We start from the raw sequence: 20,616 nt of genomic DNA on the forward strand, positions 1-20,616 counted from the left end.
TCCTCCAGGTGTCTGTTCGCACGGAGCACTGCGTGCCCCCGCTGTTTCGGTTGCCTACTGATCAACGAGTGGATCCTGGTGAGCGGTTCCCCCACCTCCAGCCTTCACTCAGAGGTTTTGAAGGGCCTTGGCGTACTCGGTCAGGTCCCGGGCGTCCGGGAGGCCGTTGACGACCGTCCAGCGCACGACGCCCTCCTTGTCGATGATGAAGGTGCCGCGCACCGCGCAGCCCTTCTCCTCGTCGAAGACGCCGAAGGCGCGGGAGACCTCGCCGTGCGGCCAGAAGTCGGAGAGGAGGGGGTACTCCAGGCCTTCCTGGTCCGCGAAGACGCGCAGGGCGAAAGGAGAGTCGTTCGAGACCGCGAGCAGCTGCACGTCGTCGTTGACGAACGTCGGCAACTCGTCACGCAGCGCGCACAGTTCGCCAGTGCAGACACCAGTGAAGGCGAAGGGGTAGAAGAGCAGAACGACGTTCTTCTTCCCCTTGAAGTCCGAGAGCGAGACGGCCTCGCCGTGCTGGCTCTTCAGCGTGAAGTCCGGTGCCTTGGTTCCGGCCTCGATAGCCATAGGAAGAAGGGACCCTTCTGTGGAGACGGCGTGTTCCTGTGCCCCGGCACGGGGGCCGCCATGGGCACGCGACCGGTTCCCGAGGGGACTCGCCCCAGTCTTTCACTCTCGGCGACGGAACAGGACGGCCCCCGGCAGCCTTGCCGCCGGGGGCCGTACCTCGGAGTCCGCATGCTCGCCGGAGCGCCGTTACCGCTTGCCTGTGCGAGCGGCCTTGGGAGTCACAAGGCGACTGCCGCTCCAGTCCTTGCCCGCGTTGACGGTGCTGGTCTGTGCGAGCCCGGCGGTCTGTGCCGCCTCGCCGATCTCACTCGGCTCCACATAGCCCTCGCGGCCCGTCTTGGGCGTCAGCAGCCAGACCGGAGAACCCGCGTCGATCATCGTGGTGGCGTCCACCAGCGCGTCCGTCAGGTCGCCGTCCTCCTCGCGGAACCACAGCATCACGGCGTCGGCGACGTCGTCATGATCTTCATCGACGAGCTCCGTACCCGTGATGGCCTCGATTCCCTCACGGAGTGCCTGCTCGACGTCGTCGTCGTAGCCGAGCTCCTGGACCACCTGTCCGGGCTGGAAACCCAGCCTTGCGGCGGGGTTGGTCCGCTCCTCCGCGTGGTCCGCGGTCGCGCTCACGGATTGCCTCCTGTCTCTTGCTGGAATGTGCCTTGCGCCCCGCGCGCACGCGAGGCAATGGCCGTAGTCCACACGGGCAGGGCGGATCGCGCAAGTACCCCACCATCCATCCCGCCCAAACGTTGACGTGTCCTCCCACAATGCCCGATGAGCAGTGATTCACACCACAGTGCTCCGGTGACTACGGCCGGGTTCGGCAGTAGTTGTCATGCCTGTTCCGGGCGAGGCACGACCCGGCCCGTCCCGGCGTAGGGTTGCAGATCGGCCGCCCTCTCCGAGCCCCTCCGAGGGCCTGCGAGACGGAACCGGGTTACCTCTCAGTAGAGATGACGTGAGCGCACCGGCGGTACACGATGGAGGCGGCGCGACACCATGCAGAGCAATAACGAACAGCGAAGGAACAGCGTGGCTTCCGGATCCGATCGCAACCCGATCATCATTGGCGGCCTCCCCAGCCAGGTCCCGGATTTCGATCCCGAGGAGACCCAGGAGTGGCTCGACTCGCTCGACGCGGCCGTCGACGAGCGGGGCCGGGGACGTGCCCGCTATCTCATGCTCCGCCTCATCGAGCGCGCACGCGAAAAGCGCGTCGCCGTCCCGGAGATGCGCAGCACGGACTACGTCAACACGATCGCGACGAAGGACGAGCCTTTCTTCCCCGGCAACGAGGAGATCGAGCGGAAGGTCCTCAACGCCACCCGGTGGAACGCCGCGGTCATGGTCTCGCGCGCACAGCGCCCGGGCATCGGCGTGGGCGGCCACATCGCCACCTTCGCCTCGTCTGCCTCGCTCTACGACGTCGGCTTCAACCACTTCTTCCGCGGCAAGGACGAGGGCGACGGCGGGGACCAGGTCTTCTTCCAGGGCCACGCCTCCCCCGGCATCTACGCGCGCGCCTTCCTGCTGGACCGCCTCTCCGAGCCGCAGCTCGACGGGTTCCGGCAGGAGAAGAGCAAGGCGCCGGACGGCCTCTCCAGCTATCCCCACCCGCGGTCGATGCCCGACTTCTGGGAGTTCCCCACGGTCTCCATGGGCCTGGGGCCCATCGGTGCGATCTACCAGGCCCGCATGAACCGCTACATGGAGGCGCGCGGCATCGCGGACACCTCCCGGTCCCACGTGTGGGCGTTCCTCGGCGACGGCGAGATGGACGAGCCCGAGTCGCTGGGCCAGCTCTCGCTGGCCGCCCGCGAGGGGCTGGACAACCTCACCTTCGTGATCAACTGCAACCTGCAGCGCCTCGACGGCCCCGTGCGCGGTAACGGCAAGATCATCCAGGAACTGGAGTCGTACTTCCGCGGCGCCGGCTGGAACGTGATCAAACTGGTCTGGGACCGCTCCTGGGACCCGCTGCTGGCTCAGGACCGCGACGGCGTGCTCGTCAACAAGCTCAACACCACGCCCGACGGCCAGTTCCAGACCTACGCCACGGAGACCGGCGCCTACATCCGCGACCACTTCTTCGGCGGCGACCAGCGGCTGCGGGCGATGGCCGAGAACATGACCGACGACCAGCTGCTCCACCTGGGACGCGGCGGCCACGACCACCGCAAGGTGTACGCGGCGTACAAGGCGGCCAAGGAGCACCAGGGCCAGCCGACGGTGATCCTCGCGCAGACCATCAAGGGCTGGACGCTCGGCCCGAACTTCGAGGGCCGCAACGCCACGCACCAGATGAAGAAGCTGACGGTCGACGACCTCAAGGGCTTCCGCGACCGGCTGCGCCTGCCGATCCCCGACAAGGAGCTGGAGTCGGGCGCGCCGCCGTACTACCACCCCGGGCGGGACTCCGAGGAGATCCAGTACATGCACGACCGCCGCCGCGAGCTCGGCGGTTATGTGCCGACCCGGCTGAACCGGGCGAAGCCGCTGAAGCTCCCCGGCGACAAGGCGTACGCGGCGGTCAAGAAGGGCTCCGGACAGCAGCAGATCGCCACCACCATGGCCTTCGTGCGGCTGCTGAAGGACCTCATGCGGGACAAGGAGATCGGCAAGCGCTTCGTGCCGATCGCTCCCGACGAGTACCGCACCTTCGGAATGGACTCGTTCTTCCCCTCGGCGAAGATCTACAACCCGCTGGGCCAGAGCTACGAGTCCGTGGACCGCGAACTGCTGCTCGCCTACAAGGAGTCGCCGACCGGGCAGATGCTGCACGACGGCATCACCGAGGCGGGCTGCACCGCCGCGGCGACCGCCGCCGGCTCCGCGTACGCCACCCACGGCGAGCCGCTGATCCCGATCTACGTCTTCTACTCGATGTTCGGCTTCCAGCGGACCGGCGACCAGTTCTGGCAGATGGCGGACCAGCTGGCCCGCGGTTTCGTCCTGGGCGCGACCGCGGGACGTACGACCCTCACGGGTGAGGGCCTGCAGCACGCGGACGGCCACTCCCAGCTGCTCGCCTCGACGAACCCCGCGGCCGTCTCCTACGACCCGGCGTTCGGTTTCGAGATCGCCCACATCGTCAAGGACGGCCTGCGGCGGATGTACGGCTCCAGCGAGGAGCACCCGCAGGGAGAGGACGTCTTCTACTACCTCACCGTCTACAACGAGCCGATCCGGCAGCCGGCCGAGCCGGAGAACGTGGACGTCGAGGGGATCCTCCAGGGGCTCTACCGCTACAAGGAGGGCACGAAGGGCACCCTCGGCGCCCAGATCCTCGCCTCCGGTGTGGCGGTGCCCTGGGCGCTGGAGGCGCAGCAGATCCTGGCCGACGACTGGAACGTCAAAACGGACGTCTGGTCGGCGACTTCGTGGAACGAGCTGCGCCGCGAGGCGGTGGACGCAGAGGAGCACAATCTGCTGCACCCGGAGGAGGAGCAGCGCGTGCCCTACGTGACGCGCAAGCTCCAGAACGCCGAGGGGCCGAAGGTGGCCGTCTCGGACTGGATGCGCTCCGTGCCGGACCAGATCGCCCGCTGGATCCCCGGCACCTACCACTCGCTGGGTGCGGACGGTTTCGGGTTCGCCGACACCCGCGGCGCGGCGCGGCGCTTCTTCCACATCGACGCGCAGACGATCGTCCTCGCCGTGCTCACCGAGCTGGCGAAGGAGGGGAAGATCGACCGCTCCGCGCTGAAACAGGCCGTCGACCGCTACAACCTGCTCGACGTCGCTGCGGCGGACCCGGGCCCCGCGGGCGGCGACGCGTAGGACGAACGCAGCACGGCCAGAGGCACCGCGCGTGGTCCGGCGAGAACGCCGGACCACGGCGGTGCTCCGCCGGAGCACCGGGGAACGCGCCACTCAGCGCTCCCAGACCTTGAGAGCCCGCACGCGGTACGCGGCCTCGGGTGTCCAGGCTCCGGAGGGGTGGGTGTGGAACTCCCCCGTCTCGGCGCACTCTTCGCTCTGGTAGACCGTCACAGGACGGCCCGTGCGGTTCGCGAAAGACCGGGCGCTCATGCCTTCGGGCAGACGCTCGCAGCTCCCGACCGAGACGCTGCTCAGCTCATAGGCGCGGCGTTTCCCTCGGAACTCCTGCTTCTCCCAGACGCACATCTCCCCCGCTGAGCACTCCCCCAGCTTCGAGGCGCCCTGGTGCGTCACCGCTGAACGCGCGACCGGCGCCGCCGACGCTCCTGGGGAGGCCGCCAAGCCGCCTCCGAGAGCGGCCGAGAACGCGAGCGTCGCGGCGAGGCTGCGGGCCGCACCCGTGCGGCCCGGCTGCGCAGCCCGCCCGGGCTTCGGCCTCGAATTGCGCGTGCTCTTCGCGGACATGCTGATCACTTCCCCCGTCTCCGGCCGGACGTGGTCGCCCGGCATCGAGATCAGGATGTTCCGCGACCGGGACCCCCGCCAAGGCGAATCGTCCCGATTCACCAGGAGAGGGGGCGAAGTTGTCCACAAGTGGGAGTTCGTCCACAGGTGGCTTCGGCAACGGGCTGCTTCTGCCACAGTCGGAGGGCCGCCGGCTTCGGAGCCGACACGCCAACAGGGCGGAACAGCGTGGCTGTTCCGCCCTGTCAGCCGGGACGGCCGCTGCCGTCTCCGCCGGGCTCTCCGTCGGCGTCGTCGGCCGCCCCCGCGGTGCCGCGCCGGACGTCAGCGAGCCGCCACGCGCCTCACACGTGCACCGAGGGGCCCGCGTCCGCCGACCCCCGCTTGGTGAAGAAGGCGACGCCCGCGGCGAGTACGGCGACGATGCCGGCGCACGTGAAGGCGAGCGCCATGCCGGACATGAAGGAGTCGTGGACGACGCCCTTGACCGCTGCGGCGATCTGCTCGGGCGTCCCCTCCGGGGACGGCGGTACGACGCCGACCTCGGCCGCGCTCTTGAGCTGGTCCTCCTGCGCGGGCGCGAGCGGCGGCAGCTTGGCGTCCGCCCAGTTCTCGGGGAGCACGGTGTCCACGCGGGAGGCCATGACGACGCCGAGGACCGCCGTGCCGAGGCTGCCGCCGACCTGCATGGCGGCCTGCTGGAGTCCGCCGGCGACACCTGCGTGCTCGAGCGGCGCGTTGCCGACGATGACCTCCGTCGCACCGACCATCACCGGGGCCAAACCGAGGCCCAGAAGGGCGAACCAGAACGAGGTGACCGCGAAGCTGCTGTCCGTCTCCAGCGAGGAGAGGCCGAACATCGCGATCGCGGCGATGATCATGGCCGTGACCAGCGGTCCTCGCGGTCCGATCTTGGAGATCACGGTGCCGGCCAGCGGCGAGGCGACGATCATCATCGCGGTGAGGGGCAGCAGCCGGACGCCGCTGTCGACCGGCGACATGCCGTGGACGTTCTGCAGGTAGAAGGTGACGAAGAAGATGCCGCCCATGAAGCCGAAGGCCATGAGCACCATCAGCACGGTGCCGGCCGTCAGCGGGACCGAGCGGAACATGCTCAGCGGCAGCAGCGGCTCGTTCGCCTTGGACTCCCAGACGCCGAAGACGAGGAACGTGACGAGGGCGCCCGCGAGGAAGCCGAGGGTCGCGGTGTCGCCCCAGCCCCACTCGGGGGCCTTGATGAGCGCCCAGATGAGGCAGAACATCGCGACGGACAGCAGGACGATGCCGGGGAAGTCGAAGGAGCGCGGCGCGTTCTCGGCGCGGTGATCGCGGAGGATCAACACGCCCATCACCACGGCGAGGAGCCCGACCGGGATGTTGATGAAGAACACCGACTCCCAGCTGACGTGCTCGACCAGCAGACCGCCCACGATGGGCCCCGCCGCCGTAGAGGCACCGATGACCGCTCCCCAGATGCCGATGGCCGCGTTGAGCTTCTCCGCGGGGAAGGTCGCGCGCAGCAGCCCGAGCGCGGCGGGCATCAGCAGCGCGCCGAACAGCCCCTGGAGCACCCGGAAGGCGACGACCAGGGAGACGCTGCCGCCGAGTCCGATGGCGCCGGAGGAGGCCGCGAAGCCGACGACGCCGACGAGGAAGGTCTGCCGGTGACCGAACCGGTCGCCGAGCTTGCCCGCCGTGATCAGCGCGACGGCGAGGGCGAGAAGATATCCGTTGGTGATCCACTGGACATCGGCGAGTGATGCCTGGAGGTCCTGCTGGATGGCAGGGTTGGCGATCGCGACGATCGTCCCGTCGAGGGCGACCATGGTGATCCCGATCGCCACGGTGACGAGAGTCAGCCACGGATGGCCGCGAAGGCCCGGACCGGTGCCGGATATGGCCGTGCCCTGAGGACGGGGCGGCTCGGCCTGGCCCTTGTCCATGCTGATCTGTGAGCTCATGGCGCGAGGTTAGTGACAGTCGCTGACAATTGACAAACGAAAACATTCGTCGCTACATGTCGGACTGCTCACACGATTCGTGCGCAGCACACCACTGGGAGGTGGCAAGCGTGACGGGACTGCGCGAGCGCAAGAAGCAGCGAACCCGGGACTCCCTGATCCGCGCCGCCCACGAGCTCTTCGTCGAGCAGGGGTACGAGGCGACGACAGTCGACGAGATCGTCGCCGCCGTGGACGTCTCCCAGCGGACCTTCTTCCGGTACTTCGCGAGCAAGGAAGAGGTGGCGTTCGCACTGCAGACGCTCGTCTCGGAGCGCTACCTGGAGGCGGTGCGCCGCCGCCCGCCCGGCGGCTCGCCCGTACAGGTGCTGCGCAGCACGCTCGACGAGACGTGGGAGAGCATCGGCGAGGCGATCGAGGAGATCGTCCCCCTGCCGCTGCACATGCAGATGTGGCAGATCATCGAGACGACGCCCTCGCTCGTCGCCGTCCACCTGCGCCATTCCATGGAGATGGAGGAGCGGCTCGCCGCGGAGATCGCCCGGCGCGAGGGCGTGGATCTGGAGGGGGACCCGCGGCCGCGCGTCCTGGTCGCGGCGTTCTCCGGTGTGATGAGGGCGGCCAGCCGCTGCTGGGGCTCGGGAGGGGACACCACTGTGCGGGCCGCCCGGCAGAAGGTCGAGACGTACGTGGACCAGCTCGGCCCGGCTCTCGGTCAGGACTGGGGGACGCCCGGAGCGCACACCTCGGGCGCCGGCGCGCACTCCCAACTGCCCTCCGCCTCCACGCCTCGTACGCCTCCGGAGACCGCGCCCTCCAACTGACGGGAAGCCCGTCGCGGCCGCGATCCGGCAGCTCGTCGCCGCCGCGGAGCAGCGCGGCCTCATGGCGGTCTCGGACTGACCCGATCAGGCGTGGCGAAACGTGAGATGACTCACGGCGCGCACGAGGACTCGGCAGTGTCTCCTAGGGTTGTCGCCCAGTGACTTCCTTCTCCGCCTTCAGCAACCCCCTGTCCGGGCACGGCATCGGATTGCCGCCCGCAGGGTCGCCGGGCGCCAACTTCTGGCGCGGGGCACTGGCACTCATGGTGGTGCTCGTCCTCCTCGCGACCACCGGCTGGACGGCGATCCGCGAGCACGACGGCACCCCCGGCCCGTACGCGGCAGCCCTGTTGGCCTGGGAGAAGGGGAGCATCGCCGGGCGGCAGCTGCCGGATCCCGACGCCGCGCCGACCTCCTTGAACCGCTTCTTCCGGTCGCTCAGCACCGCGCAGAAGGACCGCCTCGCAGACCGCTACCCCCTCGTGGTGGGCAACCTCGGGGGCGCCCCCGTGAAACTGCGCTATCAGGCGAACCGCAACGCGCTCGCGAAGTCGCGCGACGTCGAGCGTGAACGCGTCTCCGACGTGCGGCTCACCGATCAGGGACGCCTCACGGCCAAGCGGCGTCTGCACCGCTTCGAGTCCCTGCTGCGTCCCGAACGCCGGGTCATCGCGTTCGACCCGACCGGAAGCGGCCGGGCGGCCGAGGTGTTCGGCGATCTCGAGCGGGCGAGGCGGGTCTCGGTCGTCGTCCCGGGCGTCGACACCGACCTGCTGTCCTTCGAGAAGTCCGGCGAGCCGTACTCGGCGCCGGCCGGCATGGCCCGCGCGCTGCAGGAGCGGCAGCGGACGGCCGCACCGCACGTCCCGACGGCGACGATCGCCTGGGCCGACTACACCGCGCCCACCGGTCTGGGCGTAGAGGCCGCCTCCGGCCATCTGGCCGAGGACGGTGCGGAGAGGCTCGACAGGTTCGTCGACGGACTGCCCGGCTCCCGGGTCGCCCTGTTCTGCCACAGCTACGGCTCGGTGGTGTGCGGGGAGGCCGCCGGGGACCTTCCGCCCCGGGTCACCGACATCACCGCGTCGGGAAGTCCCGGCATGCGCGTCGACCACGCCGGCGAGCTCGGCACCCGTGCCCGCGTCTGGGCCGTACGCGACAAGGACGACTGGATCGCCGACGTACCGCACATGGAGGTCGGCGGCCTCGGTCACGGCGCCGACCCGGTCGCCCCCTCGTTCGGGGCGCGCAGGCTCTCCGCGGCCGACGCGGTCGGGCACACCGGCTACTACGTGCCGGGCACCGACAGCCTGGACAACTTCGCCGACATCGCGACAGGTTCGTACGAGGCGGTCAGCTGCGCCACGAGCGACCCCGGCTGCCTCGGAGTGACCGCCTGATCCCTGCCGCAGCAGGGAATTACGCGCGTAGCGCTGAGGAGGGGGACGTGGCGGCAGCTCACGCATACGATGGGCCGCATGGGTGACGTACTGGCTGGAATACACTCCACCTGGGAGTTCGATTCGGACTCCGTGCTCATCCGCTTCGAACGGGGGATCCGCACGCCGAAGCTCTTCCATGTGCTGGGGGAGCGCCGCATCCCGTACGAGGCGCTGAGTCATGTCGAGCTCACGCCAGGTGGCAAGCGCGGCACGGTCGTGCTGCGTGCCGAGCCCCGCGAAGGCGCCGATCCGCTGCTGGAGGCAGCGGCCGGACAGCTCAAGGACGGATGCGACCCGTACCGGCTGGTGCTGCCCGCCGAACGCGAGACGCTCGCGGACTACTACGCGACCGAGCTGCGCGCGGTCCTGAACGGGGACGCGGGCAAGCCCGCCGAGCACCACCTGGTCGCGGCTCCGATGCCGCCGCAGAGCTTCAAGGCCTTCGACGGCAAGGCGTCCTTCGACGGGAAGACGGTCTTCTTCCGCTGGTTCTGGACGGGAGCGTCGTCCACCAAGTGGAAGGCGGGAGACCAGAGTTTCCCGGTCGGTGACCTGGAGGGCGTCGAGTGGCGGTCCCCCGAGATCGCGGGCGGCCACCTGCGCCTGCTGCCGCGTGAGGGGCGGGCGCCGGACGCCGGCGAACCCGACAGGGACCCTGCCTCGGTGGTCTTCGGCATCGGCTACGGGCTCGTGCACGAGTCGCTGCCGTTCGCCGCGTCGGTGCTCGAGGCCGTACGGGCGGCGGCCCCGGAGAGCTCACCGGTTCCCGTCTCCGCGCCGGCTTCGGCGGCGCCGGGCCACAACGCGCGCAGCGCCCACCCGGGCCGCTCGGACCCCGCGGACATCGCCGAACGCATCCGGCATCTCGGTGAGCTCCACGAGGCCGGACTGCTGACGGACGACGAGTTCTCCCAGAAGAAGGCCGACCTGCTGGCCGAGCTCTGAGCCCGCAGCCGGTCACCCGCCGGGACTCCCCGGCGACCCGCCCGTCAGGCCACCGGAGCCCGCCGCTCCACTGACCGAGCACCCGCTCCCCCGGGGGGCACGAGGCGCCCCTACTGCCGTAGGGGGCGCATCCGGTACTGCCGTATGACGTACCGGCGGCTTCCCGCCTCTAATCTGAGCCCGCGATGTCCTCCATCCCGCCTGATCCGCCGGCCGCCGAGCCGGCCGCTGAACCGTTCCGCGAGGCCTCCGGCCGGCAGCCGTCCCGGGCCGCGGAGACGGTGCTGCGCGGGCTGCGCGCCTTCACCGCCGCACTGACGACACCCGCACACCCGTGGGGTTCGCCCCCCGCACTCCGATCCGGCGTGCGCACACGACGCCTGGTGCATCTGCTCCTCGCGGCGCTGGTCGTCGCGCTGGTCCCGATCACGACGACGGTCCTCTCCCAGGACTACGGGCTGCCGGGCGCGGTGGCGACGTCCCTGGCCTTCGCGCAGGCCGGACCGCTGCTCCTGGCGGTGCACCGCCCCCTGCAGGCGTGGTGGATCGTGATCAGCGCCGACACCGCCGGCGCACTGCTCCTGCTGTTCGCCCCGCCCGCCCGCAGCTCCTGGCCCTGGCCGGCCACAGTGATCGTCGGCTATCTGGTGTTGTGCCTGGCACTGGCGCTGCGCGAGCGCCGCAACACCCTGATCGCCGTCTGGGCAGTCACGCTCGTGCTGTCGTTCACTCTCGGATCCCTCGCGCCGGACCGCGGTGACGGCACCGACGTCCTGCTCACCGTCCTCAGCGGCGTCATCCTGCTGCTGGGCGCCGCCTTTCGTGAGCGGGCCGACGCGCAGCGGCGCCTCGCCGAGCAGGAGACGATCAGCGAAGCGGAACGGGGCCGCCGCACGCTGCTGGAGGAGCGGGCGCGCATCGCCCGCGAGCTGCACGACGTCGTCGCCCACCACATGTCCGTCATCACCGTGCAGGCGGACAGCGCGCCCTACAGGCTGAGCGGTCTGCCACCCGAAGCGCGGGAGGAGTTCGACTCGATAGCGGCCACTGCACGCGAATCGCTGTCGGAGATGCGCCGTCTGCTGGGCGTGCTGCGCAGCGAGGAGAGCAACGGCGAGCGCGCGCCCCAGCCGGGGCTCGACCGCCTCGGTCAGCTGGTCGAGGCGACAGTACGGGCGGGTGTGCCGACCGAACTGTCGGTGGCACCGGGGTTGTCCGGTCTGCCGCAGGCCGTGCAACTGTCCGCGTACCGCATCGTGCAGGAGGCGCTCGCCAACGTCGTCCGCCACGCGCCGGGTGCGACAGCGCACGTCTTCGTACGGGGTGCCGCGGCGGACGGGACGGGGGGCGGGGAGAGCGACCGGGGCGGGGACGCGGGAGAGGTCCTCCACGGAGACGGGGACCGGGAGGGCGGCTGGGACGAAGCCGTCGGACCTGTGGCCACGCTGACCGTGCTCGTCGTCAACGGCCGGCCGCGCCGGCCCGCCGGTCCGCCCCTGGAGGCGGCCGGCACAGGCCACGGGCTCGTCGGCATGCGCGAGCGCGTACGGCTCGTCGGCGGCACCCTCGACGTCGGTCCGCTCCCCGACGGCGGCTTCCGCGTGGCCGCCGGGCTCCCCGTGCCGCCGACGCCACTGACCGGGAAGGACTCCCCAGCCTCATGACCACCCGCGTGATCATCGTCGACGACCAGGCCATGGTGCGGGCGGGCTTCGCCGCCCTGCTCTCCGCGCAGTCCGACATCGACGTGGTGGGCGAGGCCGCGGACGGTGCGCAGGGCGTCGAACTGTGCGGCCGTACGCACCCCGACGTGGTGCTCATGGACGTCCGCATGCCGGAGATGGACGGGCTCGAGGCGGCCAGGAGGCTGCTGAACCCCGGTACGGAGGCCGGCACGGACCACCGCCCGAAGGTGCTGATGCTGACCACGTTCGACGTCGACGACTACGTCTACGAGGCACTGCGCACCGGTGCCAGCGGGTTCCTCCTCAAGGACGCCCCGCCGGCCGATCTCATCGCCGCCGTACGGGTCGTGGCGGACGGAGAGGCGCTGCTGGCGCCGTCCGTGACCCGGAGGCTGATCGCCGACTTCGCACGTCAGCGGCCGGCTCCCCAGGCCGCGTCCCGGTCCCTGCAGTTGAACGGACTGACCGACCGGGAGAGGGAGGTCCTGGAGCTGGTCGCACGGGGCCGTTCCAACAGTGAGATCGCAGGCACGCTCGTCCTCGCCGAACAGACCGTGAAGACGCACGTGAGCCGCATCTTCACCAAGCTGCGTCTGCGGGACCGCGCCCAGGCGGTGATCTTCGCCTACGAGTCCGGGCTCGTCTCCCCGGGTGAGAGCTGATCTTCATACCGTTCTGCGGGGTCCAGGGGCATAAGGGTTCGCCCTCCTCCTCCGGGAGGGCTCGTGCTGCTGCCCGATACCCCGGTACTGCCCGCGAGTTGGCTCCCGGGTGTGACGCAGAGCCGCAGCCCGCCGCCCGAGTCTGCTCCCACCGAGCCGCCGGGTCCTCCGGCCGCCGCCGGAGGGAGAACCGCGATGAAGCGCCGCCTGAAGAGGGCCCTGACCGCCGCCGCACTCGTGAGCACCGTCGTGGCGGCCACGGCCGGATGGGCAGCGGGGTCGCAGCAGAGCGCTGTCACCGGGCCGCCGCCGGGGACGGCCGGCTGGCGGGCGGACGTCGGTACGCTCGGCCGTCCGCTGCCCGACCCCGCCGGCGCGGGGCCCGGACAGATCGCGTCGTTCTTCTCCGGTATCGACCCTGTAGAGCGACGGGCTCTCGCCCGGCGGCACCCGCTCGTCGTGGGGAATCTCGACGGCGCACCGGTCGCACTGCGCTACGCGGCCAACCGCCGCGCGCTGCGGAAGGAAGCAGTACGCCAGCATGCCCGTTCGACCGACCCGGCGCTCACGCCGCAGGCTCACGCGCACGCCCGGCATAAGGCCGCGCGCTACACGCGGCTCCTCGCCTCCGACAGGCAGATCCTCGCCTTCGATCCGCGGGGACGGGGTCAGGTCGCCGAGGTCTACGGGGACCTCGCGACAGCCGAACGCACTGCCGTGATCGTGCCGGGCTCCGACATCGACCTGCGGACCTTCGACAGCAGGGGCGCCAACCGCTACGGCACCCCCGCCGGCATGGCGGCCTCCCTGCGGTCACAGATGCACGAAGCGGCCCCCGGCACGCGTACGGCCGTCATCGCCTGGGTCGGCTACACGACTCCTGTCGGGCTGGGGCCGGATGCGGCTACAGGGCGCCTGGCCGAGGCGGGCGCACCCCGTCTGGAACGCTTCCTGCACGGCCTCTCCCGCACGGGCGCGCCCGCGCCCTCGCTGTTCTGCCACAGTTACGGATCCGTCGTGTGCGGCAAGGCTGCGGCACATCTGACCAGGAAGGACGCCTCGAACCTGGTCGCGTTCGGCTCCCCCGGCATGCACGCGGCGTCGGCCGCGGGACTCGGCACCCGCGTACCTGTCTGGTCGGCCCGCGACGCTGCCGACTGGATCGCCCGGATCCCGAACGTCCGGCTGTTCGGCCTCGGCCACGGCACCGACCCGGCCGGCGACGGCTTCGGCGCCCGCGTGGTCTCCTCCGACCGGGCGGAGGGCCACGCGGGCTACCTGGAGCCCGGCACCGACTCGGGCGCCAACTTCGCCGCGATCACGCTCGGTTCGTACGACCGCGTGCACTGTGCGGACGGATCGCGGGAGTGTGCGAAAGCCGTCACTGCCGCCCGGCTGAGGTGAACGACATGTCTGCGTAACGGTCGCCCGCCACCTGTCCCGCGATGGGCTCCAGCAGCGCCATATCGTCCGCGGACAGTTCGATGCGCGTGGCGGCAGCGTTCTCCTCCACCCGGTGCCGCTTGCGGGTCCCCGGGATCGGTACGACCGTCAGACCCTCCCGCAACCGTGCCTGCTGGTGCACCCACGCCAGGGCGATCTGTCCGAGCGTCGCACCATGCGCGTCGGCGACCTGGCGCACCGGATCGAGCAGCGCCGCGTTGGCTGTCGCGTTCTCACCGGTGAAACGGGGCTGCTGCCGCCTGAAGTCGTCGCCGGTCAGATCCTTCTCGGCGTCGGCGAAGGCGCCGGTAAGGAATCCGCGGCCCAGAGGCGAGTACGGCACGAACGCGACGCCCAGTTCACGCGCGGCGTCGACGACACCGTTCTCGACGTCCCGGCTGAACAACGACCACTCCGACTGGACGGCCGCGATGGGGTGGACTGTCTGGGCCTCCCGCAGTTCGCCGGCGGTCACCTCGCTCAGCCCGAGGTGCCGGACCTTGCCCTCCGCCACCAGTTCGGCCATCGCGCCGACGCTCTCCTCGAGGGGAACCTCGACGTCGCGGCGGTGCATGTAGTAGAGGTCGATCTCCTCGACACCGAGCCGGCGCAGGCTCGCCTCCACGCACTGCCGGATGTACGGGCGGTCGTTGCGGATGGAACGCTTCGCCGGGTCGGACGGGTCCAGGCTGATGGCGAACTTGGTGGCCAGCGTGATCTCGTCGCGGTGCGCGCGTACGAACGGCGAGATGAACTTCTCGTTCTCACCGGCTCCGTAGAGGTCCGCCGTGTCGTACAGGGTGACGCCCAGCTCCAGGGCGCGCTCCAGCGTGGCCCGTGCCTCGCCGGCGTCCGTGGGCCCGTACGCGAAGCTCATGCCCATGCATCCCAGGCCCTGGACGCCGGTCTCCGGGCCCTGGGCTCCGAGCCGTACCGTGCCGATCCTGCCGTTGTCTTGCGAGTCCGTGGTCATGCGGTCCTCTCAGTGTTCTCCGGCGGGCGCAGTGCCGCATACATGTCGATCTTGTAGTCCAGCACCGCGAGGGTCTCCCGGAGCTCCGCGATCCGGCGCCTCACGTCCTCACGTGTGGCGACGAGCAGCGCGTGCCGGTCCGGGAAGGTGTGCTCGCCCTCACGGACGAGCTCCGCGTACCTGACCATGTCCGCGACGGGCATCCCCGTGAGGCGCAGCTTGGCCACCAGACCGAGCCATTCGAGGTCCCTGTCGGTGAACCGGCGCTGCCCCGTGTGCGACCGGTCGACGTGCGGCATCAGTCCGATCCGCTCGTACCACCGCAGGGTGTGGGCGCTCAGGCCGCAGGCCGCCGCGACCTCGCTGATGGTGTAGTGCGTCTGTCCCCCGGGCCGGATGCGGGGCGCTTCCACGGAAGCGCACACGTCCGGTTCGGCTGCTACGTCCGCTGCATCCGTCTCCGTCACAGTCATGCATTGAACGCTACGGACTTCGAGCGCACTCCAGGCAAGCGGTAATTTCCGCCGAGCCCGCTCGCGTTACGCTCGGGAGCCATGAACAGCCTGCGGATGATCGAGAACTGGCCCGTACCGACCGCTGCGGCCGCTGTCGTCGCCCGGGCGGCGGGCTCCGGAGGCGCCGGAGAAACGGCCGGCGGCACGGCTCAGCCGGTGATCACCGGCAGCCACGGGCCGGTGGACCACCGGTTCGCGCTCGCTTCCGTCACCAAGCCGCTCGCCGCCTACGCCGCTCTGATCGCCGTCGAGGAAGGCGCGGTGGAACTCGACGATTCGGCGGGCCCAACCGGTTCGACCGTCCGGCACCTGCTCGCGCACACGTCCGGCCTCGCCTTCGACGAGGACCGCCCGATGGCCGAACCGGGCACCCGCCGCCTCTACTCCAACGCGGGCTTCGAAGCGCTGGGCGACCACCTCGCCAAGGTCACCGAGATCCCCTTCCCGCAGTACCTGCACGAGGCCGTCCTGGAACCGCTGGGCATGACCTCGACGGAGCTGCCCGGCTCCCCCGCCAAGGACGCCGTCTCCACGGTCGGCGACCTCGCTCGCTTCGCCTCCGAACTGCTCTCGCCCCGGCTGCTCTCGCCGCAGACCCTCCAGGACGCGACCACGGTGGCCTTCCCCGGGCTCAAGGGCGTACTGCCGGGCTACGGGAACCAGTCGCCCAACGACTGGGGGCTGGGGTTCGAGATCAGGGACGGCAAGTCCCCCCACTGGACGGGGTCTTCGTCCTCGCCCCGTACTTTCGGCCACTTCGGGCAGTCGGGCACGTTCCTGTGGGCCGACCCTGAGGCGGACGCGGCGTGCGTCGCACTCACCGACCGGGACTTCGGACAGTGGGCCGTGGACGCCTGGCCGCAGTTCACCGACGCAGTGCTCGCCGAACTGCGCGAACAGCGCGACGGCTGACGACCGGCACGTTCGAAGGCGAGCGCACGGCAGAGACACGGCAGGGCCACGACAGAGGCACGGCGCGTCAGGTCAGGTCAGGTCAGGTCAGGTCAGGCGAACGTCGCACTGCGCGAGGCGGGTGCGTTCCGCGGTCACCCGTAGCCGGGTTCCGCGTGCATCTCCCACATCAGCAGTTCGACGGGGCCGCCCGCGCCCCGCGCTTCCAGATCACGGGCGTCGGTGATACGCGCGGCGTCACTCTCGCCGAGCCTGTACGGCCCCGCACCCGCGCCCGTCACCTCCGCTGTCCCGCGTACGACGTGGAGGTACACCCAGGCCGCCTCGGGGACGGCCGTGCGCTCGCCTTCCGCCAGCCGCCGTACATGCAGCACCGCCTCCGTACGCGGCACCGCGAAGGGAGTCCCGTCCGCGATGCCGTGCACCACTTCGTACTCCGGCTCGTACTCCCCACGTCCGGACACCCCGCGGCCGCCGTCCTCCTCGGAGTCACCGCCGTGACCGGCGGTCCCGGGCACGAGCCACATCTGCACGAAGCGCAGCGGCCCCTCCCCCGCGTTGCGCTCGGTGTGCCGGACGCCGCTGCCCGCGCCCAGCCGCTGGACGTCCCCGGCCCGCACGAGCGAGGTCCTGCCCGTGGAGTCCCGGTGCTCCAGCTCCCCTTCGACGACCCACGTGACGATCTCGACGTCCCTGTGCGGGTGTTCGCCGAACCCCGCCCCCGGTGCGAGCCGTTCCTCGTTGCAGGCGACCAGCTGCCCGAAGCCGACGTTGTCCGGGTCGTAGAAGCCCGAGAAGGAGAACGCGTGCCGGGTGTCGATCCCCGCTTCCGCGTCGCCGCCCCGATACCGGTCCTCCGCCCGCCACACGTGAAGCATGGACCCACGGTAGACGCCTCCGTGCTGCGCACCAGCGCCCCCGGCCCCACGCCCCCCGGCCGATGAGGCAGGCTTGGCTTCGTGCCCGAATCGACAGATCCCTCCGCGAACCCGCCGAACGACGACCGTCCGGAACCGTCCGAGCACCCGCACAGCGCGACGCTGCGGCGCCTCGAACAGTCCTCCGGCAAGCTCGCCGCCAACGCGATCACACGCATGGACGAGCAGCTGCCGTGGTACCGCGCGATGCCGCCGGAGAACCGCTCCTGGATCGGGCTCGTCGCCCAGGCGGGCATCGCCGCCTTCACCGAGTGGTTCCGGCACCCGGAGACCCCGCAGGCCATCAGCACCGACGTGTTCGGCACGGCACCGCGCGAGCTGACCCGGGCCATCACGCTCCGCCAGACCGTCGAGATGGTCCGCACGACGATCGAGGTCGTCGAGGCGGCCATCGACGAGGTGGCGGCCCCGGGCGACGAGTCGGTGCTGCGCGAGGCCCTTCTCGTCTACGCACGCGAGATCGCCTTCGCGACAGCGCAGGTCTACGCGCAGGCCGCCGAGGCACGCGGCGCCTGGGACGCCAGGCTCGAATCGCTCGTGGTCAACGCCGTGCTGTCCGGCGAGGTCGACGAAGGCGCGGTCTCCCGTGCGGCCGCCCTGGGCTGGAACGCCCCGGAGCACGTCGCGGTCGTCCTCGGTACGGCACCCGACGGGGACAGCGAGTTGACGGTCGAGGCCATACGACGGGCGGCGCGCCACGCCAAGTTGCAGGTCCTCACCGGTGTGCTGGGCAACCGTCTGGTCGTCGTGGCAGGCGGTTCGGACGACCCGCTGCGCGCGGCGAAGTCCCTTATCGGGCCTTTCGCGCCGGGCCCGGTGGTGGCCGGCCCTGTCGTCGCCGACCTGCTGTCCGCGACGCGCTCCGCCCAGGCGGCGGCGGCCGGCCTGCGGGCGTGCGCGGCCTGGCAGGACGCCCCCCGCCCCGTCCTCGCGGACGATCTGCTGCCGGAGCGCGCGATGGCCGGAGACCCCAACGCGCGTGAGCTCTTGGTGGAGGAGATCTACAGACCGCTCGAGGAGGCGGGCTCGGCGCTCCTGGAGACTCTGAGCGTCTATCTGGAGCAGGCGAGCAGCCTCGAGGGGGCCGCCAGAATGCTCTTCGTGCACCCCAACACCGTCCGCTACCGGCTACGACGTGTGACGGACGTCACCGGCTGGTCACCCTCCGACGTGCGCTCGGCCTTCACGCTCCGTATCGCCCTGATCCTCGGGCGTCTCACCGACTTCGAGAGCCAGCCGTAGCACCCAGCGCCGGATTTTGTGGGGGCTCGACAATTTGCCTCCGTGTTCTTCGTACCGCTCCGTACCGGCGCGGACCATGTCCGACAAGAGAGAGTGAAAGGGTGCTCGTACTCGTCGCTCCCGGCCAAGGCGCCCAGAAGCCTGGCCTATTGGCTCCCTGGCTCGAACTCCCCGGCGTAACCGACAAGATCGCGGAGTGGTCGGCCGCCATCGGCATGGACCTCGTCCACTACGGAACAGAGGCAGGCGCGGAGGAGATCCGCGACACCGCGGTGGCCCAGCCGCTGCTCGTCGCCGCCAGTCTGATCTCGGCGGGCGAACTGCTGGAGGGCCGCGATCCGGCCCGGCTGTTCGGCGCCGTCGCCGGTCACAGCGTGGGAGAGCTCGCGGCGGCCTCCGTCGCGGGTGTGCTCTCGCCGACCGACACCATGACGCTCGTACGGGCGCGGGGCACCGCCATGGCGGAGGCCGCCGCGGTCACCGACACCGGCATGTCCGCGGTGCTCGGCGGCGAACCGGACGCGGTCGTGGCGCACTTGGAGAAGCTCGGCCTGACCCCCGCCAACATGAACGGTGCAGGTCAGATCGTCGCGGCGGGAACAGCGGAACAGCTGGCGGAGCTCGCGGCGGACAAGCCGGAGAAGGCGCGGGTCATCCCGCTGAAGGTCGCGGGCGCCTTCCACACTGAGCACATGGCACCGGCGGTGGACGTGCTGGCCCGCGCCGTCGAGGACGCCGAGGTCCACGACCCGGCACTGCCCTACGTGTCGAACCTGGACGGCAACGCGGTCACGGACGGCCGGAAGATCGTGCAGCGGCTGGTCGGCCAGATCTCCGCGTCCGTGCGGTGGGACCTGTGCACGGAGACCTTCCAGCAGCTCGGTGTGACCGCTCTCGTCGAACTCTGCCCGGGCGGCACCCTCACGGGACTGGCCAAGCGCAGCCTCCCCGGCGTCCGCACCCTGGCACTCAAGACACCCGATGATCTCGACGCGGCGCGCGAGCTGATCGCCGAGCACACGCAGACCGCCTGAGCCACAAGGAGCTCGAGAGCATGACCGCGAAGATCAAGCCCGCCAAGGGGTCCCCCTACTCACGCATCCTCGGCGTGGGCGGCTACCGCCCCGTCCGCACGGTGCCGAACGATGAGATCCTCAAGCACATCGACTCCTCCGACGAGTGGATCCGCTCGCGCTCCGGCATCGCGAGCCGCCACTGGGCCGGCCCGGACGAGACCGTCGCCGAGATGTCGCTCCACGCCGCGGGCAAGGCCGTGGCCGACGCGGGGATAGACCCTCAGCAGGTCGGGGCCGTGATCATCTCGACCGTCTCGCACTTCAAGCAGACCCCGTCGATCGCGACGGAGGTCACCGACCGCATGGGCGCCGGCAAGGCGGCCGCGTTCGACATCAACGCGGGCTGCGCCGGCTTCGGTTACGGCCTCACCCTCGCGAAGGGCCTGATCGCCGACGGCAGCGCCGGCTACGTCGTCGTGATCGGCGCCGAGCGCCTCTCGGACCTGACGGACCTGACGGACCGCTCCACGGCGTTCCTCTTCGGGGACGGCGCGGGAGCCGTAGTCGTCGGCCCCGCCACGGAACCCGGCATCGGCCCGAGCATCTGGGGTTCGGAGGGCGACAAGTCCGACGTCATCAGCCAGACGGTGTCCTGGGAGGCCTACCGCGAGGGCGGGGTGGAGAAGTTCCCCGCCATCCGCCAGGAGGGTCAGGCCGTCTTCCGCTGGGCCGTCTACGAGATGGCGAAGGTCGCCCAGCAGGCCCTCGACGCCGCCGGAATCGCACCGGCGGACCTGGACGTCTTCATCCCGCACCAGGCCAACATGCGGATCATCGACTCGATGGTGAAGACCCTCAAACTGCCGGAGCACGTCACGGTCGCACGTGACGTGGAGACGACAGGCAACACCTCGGCCGCCTCGATCCCGCTCGCTATGGAGCGGCTGCTGGCGACCGGGCAAGCGAAGAGCGGTGACACAGCGCTCGTCATCGGCTTCGGGGCAGGTCTCGTCTACGCAGCAACGGTCGTTACCCTCCCCTAGGCAAAGATCCACACATCCGTACAGCGCCGTACGCACCGTGTGAGACCGCGCACGACACACCTTGCGGGACATCCGCGAGGAAACGCAGAAGACCGAAA

The 20,616-nt window shown here is 70.6% G+C and carries 18 protein-coding genes; 11 read left to right on the forward strand and 7 right to left on the reverse strand.

The features are described 5' to 3' along the window. Positions 1-108: 108 nt before the first annotated feature. Positions 109-567, reverse strand: a complete 459-nt coding sequence (locus IEY56_RS18775; RefSeq protein ID WP_045863225.1) for a peroxiredoxin — start codon at positions 565-567, stop codon at positions 109-111. A 189-nt stretch (positions 568-756) separates the two neighbouring features. Further along, positions 757-1,197 carry a DUF3052 domain-containing protein gene (locus IEY56_RS18780; protein WP_045863226.1) on the reverse strand — a complete coding sequence of 147 codons (441 nt, stop codon included), beginning with the start codon at positions 1,195-1,197 and terminating at the stop codon, positions 757-759. A gap of 405 nt (positions 1,198-1,602) precedes the next feature. Here IEY56_RS18780 and aceE point away from each other — a divergent pair, with 405 nt between their 5' ends. Next, positions 1,603-4,350, forward strand: a complete 2,748-nt coding sequence (aceE, locus tag IEY56_RS18785) for a pyruvate dehydrogenase (acetyl-transferring), homodimeric type (RefSeq protein ID WP_189038391.1) — start codon at positions 1,603-1,605, stop codon at positions 4,348-4,350. A gap of 93 nt (positions 4,351-4,443) precedes the next feature. Here the strand turns inward: aceE and IEY56_RS18790 are convergent, their stop codons facing one another. Next, positions 4,444-4,962 carry a peptidase inhibitor family I36 protein gene (locus IEY56_RS18790; protein WP_308424153.1) on the reverse strand — a complete coding sequence of 173 codons (519 nt, stop codon included), beginning with the start codon at positions 4,960-4,962 and terminating at the stop codon, positions 4,444-4,446. 299 nt (positions 4,963-5,261) lie between these two features. Then, positions 5,262-6,860, reverse strand: coding sequence for an MFS transporter (locus IEY56_RS18795; RefSeq protein WP_373292131.1), 1,599 nt, complete (start codon positions 6,858-6,860; stop codon positions 5,262-5,264). A gap of 128 nt (positions 6,861-6,988) precedes the next feature. On the opposite strand from IEY56_RS18795, the gene IEY56_RS18800 reads away from it, so the two are divergent. The 6 genes from IEY56_RS18800 (at position 6,989) to IEY56_RS18825 (ending at position 13,840) form a co-directional block, all read left to right on the forward strand. Further along, positions 6,989-7,702, forward strand: coding sequence for a TetR/AcrR family transcriptional regulator (locus IEY56_RS18800; protein WP_229712015.1), 714 nt, complete (start codon positions 6,989-6,991; stop codon positions 7,700-7,702). Positions 7,703-7,860: 158 nt separating this feature from the next. Further along, positions 7,861-9,102, forward strand: a complete 1,242-nt coding sequence (locus IEY56_RS18805; RefSeq protein ID WP_373292126.1) for an alpha/beta hydrolase — start codon at positions 7,861-7,863, stop codon at positions 9,100-9,102. 78 nt (positions 9,103-9,180) lie between these two features. Beyond that, the gene (locus IEY56_RS18810) at positions 9,181-10,089 is read left to right on the forward strand and encodes a DUF4429 domain-containing protein (protein ID WP_189038394.1); all 909 of its coding nucleotides are present in this window, start codon (positions 9,181-9,183) and stop codon (positions 10,087-10,089) included. A 185-nt stretch (positions 10,090-10,274) separates the two neighbouring features. Beyond that, positions 10,275-11,753: a sensor histidine kinase gene (locus IEY56_RS18815; RefSeq protein ID WP_189038395.1), complete on the forward strand. Its 1,479-nt coding sequence runs from the start codon at positions 10,275-10,277 to the stop codon at positions 11,751-11,753. Continuing rightward, positions 11,750-12,436, forward strand: coding sequence for a response regulator (locus IEY56_RS18820; protein WP_189038396.1), 687 nt, complete (start codon positions 11,750-11,752; stop codon positions 12,434-12,436). The genes IEY56_RS18815 and IEY56_RS18820 overlap by 4 nt, the downstream gene beginning before the upstream one ends. Before the next feature lie 195 nt (positions 12,437-12,631). Then, entirely contained in the window at positions 12,632-13,840 is a 1,209-nt protein-coding gene (locus IEY56_RS18825; protein ID WP_189038397.1) for an alpha/beta hydrolase, read from the forward strand. On the opposite strand, the gene IEY56_RS18830 is transcribed toward IEY56_RS18825, so the two are convergent. Further along, complete coding sequence (locus IEY56_RS18830) at positions 13,818-14,852, reverse strand: aldo/keto reductase (RefSeq protein WP_189038398.1); 1,035 nt, start codon at positions 14,850-14,852, stop codon at positions 13,818-13,820. The genes IEY56_RS18825 and IEY56_RS18830 overlap by 23 nt on opposite strands. Next, positions 14,849-15,325 (reverse strand): MerR family transcriptional regulator, encoded by a 477-nt coding sequence (locus tag IEY56_RS18835; RefSeq protein WP_189038399.1) that lies wholly within the window; start codon positions 15,323-15,325, stop codon positions 14,849-14,851. Before IEY56_RS18835 ends, IEY56_RS18830 begins: the two co-directional genes overlap by 4 nt. Positions 15,326-15,406: 81 nt before the next feature. Between IEY56_RS18835 and IEY56_RS18840 the strand changes: the two genes are divergently transcribed. After that, positions 15,407-16,279: a serine hydrolase domain-containing protein gene (locus tag IEY56_RS18840; RefSeq protein ID WP_189038400.1), complete on the forward strand. Its 873-nt coding sequence runs from the start codon at positions 15,407-15,409 to the stop codon at positions 16,277-16,279. A 134-nt stretch (positions 16,280-16,413) separates the two neighbouring features. Here IEY56_RS18840 and IEY56_RS18845 read toward each other — a convergent pair whose 3' ends face one another. After that, positions 16,414-17,157, reverse strand: coding sequence for a pirin family protein (locus IEY56_RS18845; RefSeq protein WP_189038401.1), 744 nt, complete (start codon positions 17,155-17,157; stop codon positions 16,414-16,416). Positions 17,158-17,238: 81 nt separating this feature from the next. On the opposite strand from IEY56_RS18845, the gene IEY56_RS18850 reads away from it, so the two are divergent. The 3 genes from IEY56_RS18850 (at position 17,239) to IEY56_RS18860 (ending at position 20,518) form a co-directional block, all read left to right on the forward strand. Next, the gene (locus IEY56_RS18850; RefSeq protein ID WP_189038402.1) at positions 17,239-18,459 is read left to right on the forward strand and encodes a PucR family transcriptional regulator; all 1,221 of its coding nucleotides are present in this window, start codon (positions 17,239-17,241) and stop codon (positions 18,457-18,459) included. 101 nt (positions 18,460-18,560) lie between these two features. After that, positions 18,561-19,493, forward strand: a complete 933-nt coding sequence (locus IEY56_RS18855; RefSeq protein WP_189038403.1) for an ACP S-malonyltransferase — start codon at positions 18,561-18,563, stop codon at positions 19,491-19,493. Positions 19,494-19,513: 20 nt separating this feature from the next. Then, positions 19,514-20,518, forward strand: coding sequence for a ketoacyl-ACP synthase III (locus tag IEY56_RS18860; RefSeq protein ID WP_189038404.1), 1,005 nt, complete (start codon positions 19,514-19,516; stop codon positions 20,516-20,518). The last annotated feature ends 98 nt before the right edge of the window (positions 20,519-20,616 follow it).

This window comes from Streptomyces daqingensis, from assembly GCF_014645895.1.
Taxonomy (GTDB): Bacteria; Actinomycetota; Actinomycetes; order Streptomycetales; family Streptomycetaceae; genus Streptomyces; species Streptomyces daqingensis.

What these genes read in the sequence shown, in the direction of transcription:
- IEY56_RS18825 (WP_189038397.1), top strand. Translation starts at nt 12,632, where the DNA reads ATGAAGCGCCGCCTGAAGAGGGCCCTGACCGCCGCCGCACTCGTGAGC.
- IEY56_RS18795 (WP_373292131.1), bottom strand. Translation starts at nt 6,860, where the DNA reads ATGGACAAGGGCCAGGCCGAGCCGCCCCGTCCTCAGGGCACGGCCATA.
- IEY56_RS18830 (WP_189038398.1), bottom strand. Translation starts at nt 14,852, where the DNA reads ATGACCACGGACTCGCAAGACAACGGCAGGATCGGCACGGTACGGCTC.
- IEY56_RS18860 (WP_189038404.1), top strand. Translation starts at nt 19,514, where the DNA reads ATGACCGCGAAGATCAAGCCCGCCAAGGGGTCCCCCTACTCACGCATC.
- IEY56_RS18775 (WP_045863225.1), bottom strand. Translation starts at nt 567, where the DNA reads ATGGCTATCGAGGCCGGAACCAAGGCACCGGACTTCACGCTGAAGAGC.
- IEY56_RS18790 (WP_308424153.1), bottom strand. Translation starts at nt 4,962, where the DNA reads ATGCCGGGCGACCACGTCCGGCCGGAGACGGGGGAAGTGATCAGCATG.
- IEY56_RS18840 (WP_189038400.1), top strand. Translation starts at nt 15,407, where the DNA reads ATGAACAGCCTGCGGATGATCGAGAACTGGCCCGTACCGACCGCTGCG.
- IEY56_RS18815 (WP_189038395.1), top strand. Translation starts at nt 10,275, where the DNA reads ATGTCCTCCATCCCGCCTGATCCGCCGGCCGCCGAGCCGGCCGCTGAA.
- IEY56_RS18820 (WP_189038396.1), top strand. Translation starts at nt 11,750, where the DNA reads ATGACCACCCGCGTGATCATCGTCGACGACCAGGCCATGGTGCGGGCG.
- IEY56_RS18845 (WP_189038401.1), bottom strand. Translation starts at nt 17,157, where the DNA reads ATGCTTCACGTGTGGCGGGCGGAGGACCGGTATCGGGGCGGCGACGCG.
- IEY56_RS18835 (WP_189038399.1), bottom strand. Translation starts at nt 15,325, where the DNA reads ATGACTGTGACGGAGACGGATGCAGCGGACGTAGCAGCCGAACCGGAC.
- IEY56_RS18810 (WP_189038394.1), top strand. Translation starts at nt 9,181, where the DNA reads ATGGGTGACGTACTGGCTGGAATACACTCCACCTGGGAGTTCGATTCG.